This is a genomic window from Streptomyces aurantiacus (assembly GCF_001418335.1).
Classification (GTDB): Bacteria; Actinomycetota; Actinomycetes; order Streptomycetales; family Streptomycetaceae; genus Streptomyces; species Streptomyces aurantiacus.
The window spans coordinates 1-5,182 of record NZ_LIPP01000376.1; the positions used below are offsets into that span (position 1 = coordinate 1).

A 5,182-nucleotide genomic window follows, 5' to 3' on the forward strand; every position below is an offset into this window, starting at 1 on the left:
TGCGGCAAGTCCACGCTGCTGCACATCCTCGCCGGGCTCGACCGTGACATCACGGGCACGGTGCTCGTCCCGCGCCGCAAGGCCTTCGCCTTCCAGGCGACTCGTCCGACGCCCTGGCAGAAGGTGTGGCGCAACGTCCTGCTCGGGTTGCCCGGCAAGCCCGAACGCGCCGTCGCCGAACGGGTGTTGGCAGAGGTCGGTCTCACCCACCGCGCCGGCTCCCGGTCCAGGGCGCTCTCCGAGGGTGAGGCCCAACGTGCCTCGCTGGCCCGTGCCCTGGTGCGCGACCCCGATCTCCTGCTGCTCGACGAGCCGTTCGGCACCCTGGACGCACCGACCCGGGCCGAGGCACGGCGGCTCCTCGGTGAGCTGTGGCAGCGCCGCGGCTGCGCCGTCGTCCTGGTCACGCACGACGTGGCGGAGGCGGTGCTGCTCGCCGACCGCGTCCTCGTGATGGAGGAGGGGGCCATCGCGTACGAGACCACGGTCGAGCCGGACCGCCCGCGCGACATCACCGACCCGCGGCTCACCGAACTCCGCGCCGAACTACTGGCACGCCTGGGCTCCGACACGGCCACCGCCGAGGCCGCCTGAACCACCCCGGCGGCGCCCTCGCGGACCTGCACGCCCACGCACGGCGCTGCCGGGAACCGGGAAGATCCGCGTCGCCGACAGAGTTGGTAGAAGCGTGAACAACACCGGAGCGCAGGTACGGGAAGTCGATGTCGTCGTCACGGGCGCCGGCCAGGCGGGGCTGTCCAGCGCCTACCACCTGCGGCGCACCGGTTTCGAGCCGGAGCGGGACTTCGTGGTCCTGGACCACGCACCGCGGCCGGGCGGCGCCTGGCAGTTCCGGTGGCCGTCCCTCACGTACGGCAAGGTGCACGGCATGCACGCGCTGCCGGGCATGGAGCTGACGGACGCCGATCCGAAGCGGCCGTCGTCCGAGGTCGTCGCCGAGTACTTCGACGCCTATGAGCGCGCCTTCGACCTGCGAGTACGTCGGCCGGTCGACGTGAAGGCCGTGCGCGAGGGCGACGCGGGCCGACTGCTCGTAGAGACGTCGGACGGTACGTGGTCGACGCGGGCGCTGATCAACGCGACGGGCACCTGGGACCGGCCGTTCTGGCCGCGCTACCCCGGTCAGGACACCTTCCGCGGGCGGCAGCTGCACACCGCCCGCTATCCCGGCCCGCAGGCTTTCGCCGGTCAACGTGTCGTCGTGGTGGGCGGCGGAGCGTCCGGTACGCAGCATCTGCTGGAGATCACGCCGTACGCGGCCGGCACCACCTGGGTGACACGCCGGCCGCCGGTCTTCCGGGAGGGGCCGTTCACCGAGGACCTGGGCCGGGAGGCTGTCGCCCTCGTGGAGGAGCGGGTCCGCCAGGGGCTGCCGCCGAAGAGTGTGGTGTCGGTGACCGGGCTGCCGCTCAACGACGCGATCCGGCAGGGCCTCGCGGACGGGGTCCTGGACCGGCTGCCGATGTTCGACCGGATCACTCCGGACGGCGTGGAGTGGGACGACGGGCGCCACGTGGCCGCGGACGTCATTCTGTGGGCGACCGGTTTCCGCCCGGCGGTCGACCATCTGGCCCCGCTGCGACTGCGCGAGCCCGGCGGAGGCATCCGTGTCGAAGGGACCCGGGCGGTCGCCGATCCGCGGATCCACCTGGTCGGGTACGGGCCCTCGGCCAGCACCATCGGCGCCAACCGCGCCGGACGGGCGGCGGTACGGGACATCAGGCGGCTGCTGGCGGACACTCCGCGGGAAGTGCCCGTCGCGCTGGAGGCCGCCGGCTGACGGGCGTGATTCGAGAGGTGCCTGCACGTACTACCGCCCATGCACACATGCCACACCATGACCGCGGACCGGCTCAGCCCGACGACGCCGAGGCCGTCTTGTGGGCGTGGTCGAACTCGGCGACGTTCTTCTTGTGCTCGTCGTAGTCGGCGGTGAAGCGGGTGTCGCCCCGCTTGACGGTGACGAAGTACAGCCAGTCGCCCTGGGTCGGCGTGACCGCGGCACGCATGGCTTCCTCGCCCGGGTTCGCGATCGGTGTCGGCGGCAGCCCCATCCGCGCGTACGTGTTGTACGGGCTCTCCAGCTGCGTGTCGTTCCGGCTGGTGCGGAGCGTGCTGCGGTTCAGCGCGTAGTTGATGGTCGAGTCCATCTGCAGCGGCATGCCCCGGTCGAGCCGGTTGTAGATCACCCGGGCCACCTTGCCCATGTCCGCCTTGGTGGCCGCCTCCGCCTGGACGATGCTCGCGACGGTGACGGTCTGATAGACGTTCATCGCGTTGCGCTCGGCCCCGGCCGTGACGGTTCCGCCGCCGAACTTCTTGTTCGCCGTGTCGACCATGTAGGAGAGCAGGGACAACGGGGTCGACTTCTTGTCGATGGGATAGGTCGCCGGGAAGAGATAGCCCTCGGGGTTGCCGCTCGCGTCGTTCGGCAGCTTGAGACGCGCCTTTTCCAGGGACTTCCTGCTGGAGCCCGCGGGCAGGGCGAGGGCCTTGTCCATGGCCTCGTACACCTGGCCGGAGCGCCAGCCCTCCGGGATGACCAGGGCCTGGGGTTCCTTCTTGGCGTCCGTGCTCAGCAGCGGCACCGCCACGGCGGTGGCCGCCACGACGGCGCCGGTCGCGATGAGGGCGGTCCGGCCCCGGCGGGTCAGTCGGATCGATCTCCGCGGTGGAGTCGGCGGAGTGGGCGAGGTCGACGAAGTGTAGGTCTCCATGCGGGCACGGTAACCCGCATATCGACATAAACTCGACATATCTTCATCTTGTTGGCTCCAGTTGGGCGTCCCTGCGGACCAGGGCGGCGTAGCGCCCGTCTCGCGCCAACAGCTCCTCGTGCGTGCCGCGTTCGGCCGGTCGCCCGCTGTCGAGGACCACGATCTGGTCGGCGCCCCGAACGGTGGACAGCCGGTGCGCGATGGTGAGCGTCGTCCGGTTGGCCGACAGGGCGTCGATGGCCTCCTGGACGGCGCGCTCGGTGCGGGTGTCCAGGGCGCTGGTCGCCTCGTCGAGGATCAGGACCGGCGGATCCCTCAGGATCGTGCGGGCGATGGCCAGGCGCTGCTTCTCCCCGCCGGAGAACCGGTGCCCGCGCTCCCCCACCACCGTGTCGTAGCCGTCGGGCAGGGACGCGATGTGATCGTGGATCTGCGCGGCCCTCGCGGCGGCGCGCAGTTCGTCGTCGGTGGCGTCCGGCTTGGCGAACCGCAGGTTGTCGGCCACCGTGGCGTGGAAGAGGTACGTCTCCTGGGAGACGACGCCGATTCCTCGCGCGAGGGTGTCGAAGTCCAAGTCGCGCACGTCGACCCCGTCGAGGGTGACCCGGCCGCCCGTGACGTCGTACAGGCGCGGCACGAGATGGCTGAGGGTGGACTTTCCGGCGCCGGTCCTGCCGACGACGGCGAGGCTGCTGCCGGCGGGCACGGTGATGTCGATGCCCTGGAGGATCGGGCCGCTCTTGTCGTCGTAGCGGAACTCGACGTTCTCGAAGCGCACTTCGCCCTTGACCTGGTCGAGGTGGACCGGGTGCTCGGGCTCGGTGATGTCGATGGGCAGGTCGAGGTACTCGAAGATGCGCTGGAACAGCGCGAGCGAGGCCTGGATCTGGACGCCGGTGGACAGCAGGCTGACGGCCGGCCGGAACAGTCCCTGCTGGAGCGAGACGAACGCGACCAGGGTGCCGATGGAGACCGAGGCCCCGCCGAACTGGAGCGCCATGCCCGCGGCCCAGTAGATGACGGCCGGCATGGCGGCCATGACGATGCCGATGACGGCCATCCGCCAGCGCCCCGCCATGTTCGACCGGACCTCCAGGTCGACGAGGCTCTCGGACTCCTCGGCGAAGGAACGGGTGAGGGAGTCGGAGCGGCCCATCGTGCGGCCGAGCAGGATGCCGCTCACGGAGAGCGACTCGGTGATCGTGGCGGCCATGACCGCCATCTGCTTCTGGCGCTGGGTGGTGATCTTCTTGCGCTCGTTGCCGACCCGGCGGCTGATCCACACGAACACCGGGAGCAGGAGCAGCGAGACGACGGTCAGCCGCCAGTCGAGGGCGATCATCGCGACGATCGTGGCGACGACGCTGGTGAGGTTGGAGACCAGCGAGGTGGCGGTCGAGGTGACCGTCGCCTGCATCCCTCCGATGTCGTTCGCGATGCGCGACTGGACCTCACCGGTACGTGTCCTGGTGAAGAAGGCGAGCGACATGCGCTGCAGCCGGTCGTAGACGGCGGTGCGCAGGTCGTGCATGACGCGCTGGCCGACCGTGGTGGAGATCAGGGTCTGCAGGACACCGAAGACGCCGCCGAGGACGGCGCTGAGGATCATGCCCAGCGCGAGCAGGCTCAGCAGGCCGGTGCGGCCCTGCGGGATGGCGGTGTCCAGGATCTCCTTGAGCAGGAAGGGCGTGGCGACCGAGACCAGGGACGCGGCGCCGACGAGCAGGCCGACGACGGCCAGTCGCCCGCGGTAGGGACGGAAGAGCGTGAGGATGCGGCGCACCTGCCGGGGCTGTCCTGCCTCGACGGGTGGCGGTGTCCAGTTGATGTCGTCGCGGGGCATGGGCTCCTACGGGATGTGAGAGGAAGAGGACTGATGGAGCATAGCTCATTGTTACCTATACTCACAATGAACTAGGTCCTGATATTGTTCCCGTCATGGACACCCCCGACGCCGACAGCAACGGCCTGCTCGCCGAGCAGTTGCTGCGGCTGACCCGCCGTGTGCACCGCATCCAGAAGCACCACCTGGAGACGCGGGGGCTCGGCATCACACCGGCGCAGTCCAGGCTGCTGCGCACCCTCGCGCACTACGGCTCACCGCCACGCATGGCCGACCTCGCCGAGCGTCTTGAGGTGGTGCCCCGGGCCGTGACCACACTGGTCGACGGCCTGGAGGCGAGCGGCAAGGTACGGCGCGTACCGGACCCGACCAACCGGCGGGTCATCCGCATCGAGCTCACGGACGACGGACGCCAGGCCCTGCGGGAACTGCGCGGCGCACGCCGGGCCGCCGCGGAGGACATCCTCACCCCCCTCACGGCCGAACAGCGCGCTCTGCTCGGCGCCCTGCTGAACACGCTGGTCGACGGGATGGGGGCACCGGCCGACGACATGAGGGCGGCAGCCGACAGGGCGGGGACCGTGAACGGCGGGGCGGGGAC

At 70.5% G+C, this 5,182-nt stretch carries 5 protein-coding genes; 3 read left to right on the forward strand and 2 right to left on the reverse strand.

All coding sequences use genetic code 11. The features are described from left to right. Nucleotides 1-594 (forward strand): ABC transporter ATP-binding protein (locus tag AOK01_RS35750; protein ID WP_055519091.1); only part of this gene is annotated, 594 nt, incomplete at its 5' end. A 94-nt stretch (nucleotides 595-688) separates the two neighbouring features. Further along, nucleotides 689-1,801, forward strand: a complete 1,113-nt coding sequence (locus AOK01_RS35755) for an NAD(P)-binding domain-containing protein (protein ID WP_055519093.1) — start codon at nucleotides 689-691, stop codon at nucleotides 1,799-1,801. Between the two features lie 73 nt (nucleotides 1,802-1,874). Here AOK01_RS35755 and mltG read toward each other — a convergent pair whose 3' ends face one another. After that, nucleotides 1,875-2,738 (reverse strand): endolytic transglycosylase MltG, encoded by an 864-nt coding sequence (mltG, locus tag AOK01_RS35760; protein WP_055519095.1) that lies wholly within the window; start codon nucleotides 2,736-2,738, stop codon nucleotides 1,875-1,877. 43 nt (nucleotides 2,739-2,781) lie between these two features. Then, nucleotides 2,782-4,581, reverse strand: coding sequence for an ABC transporter ATP-binding protein (locus AOK01_RS35765; RefSeq protein WP_055519097.1), 1,800 nt, complete (start codon nucleotides 4,579-4,581; stop codon nucleotides 2,782-2,784). A 95-nt stretch (nucleotides 4,582-4,676) separates the two neighbouring features. Between AOK01_RS35765 and AOK01_RS35770 the strand changes: the two genes are divergently transcribed. Beyond that, a partial coding sequence (locus AOK01_RS35770) for a MarR family winged helix-turn-helix transcriptional regulator (RefSeq protein WP_079104029.1) occupies nucleotides 4,677-5,182 on the forward strand: 506 nt, incomplete at its 3' end.

What these genes read in the sequence shown, in the direction of transcription:
- mltG (WP_055519095.1), bottom strand. Translation starts at nt 2,738, where the DNA reads ATGGAGACCTACACTTCGTCGACCTCGCCCACTCCGCCGACTCCACCG.
- AOK01_RS35765 (WP_055519097.1), bottom strand. Translation starts at nt 4,581, where the DNA reads ATGCCCCGCGACGACATCAACTGGACACCGCCACCCGTCGAGGCAGGA.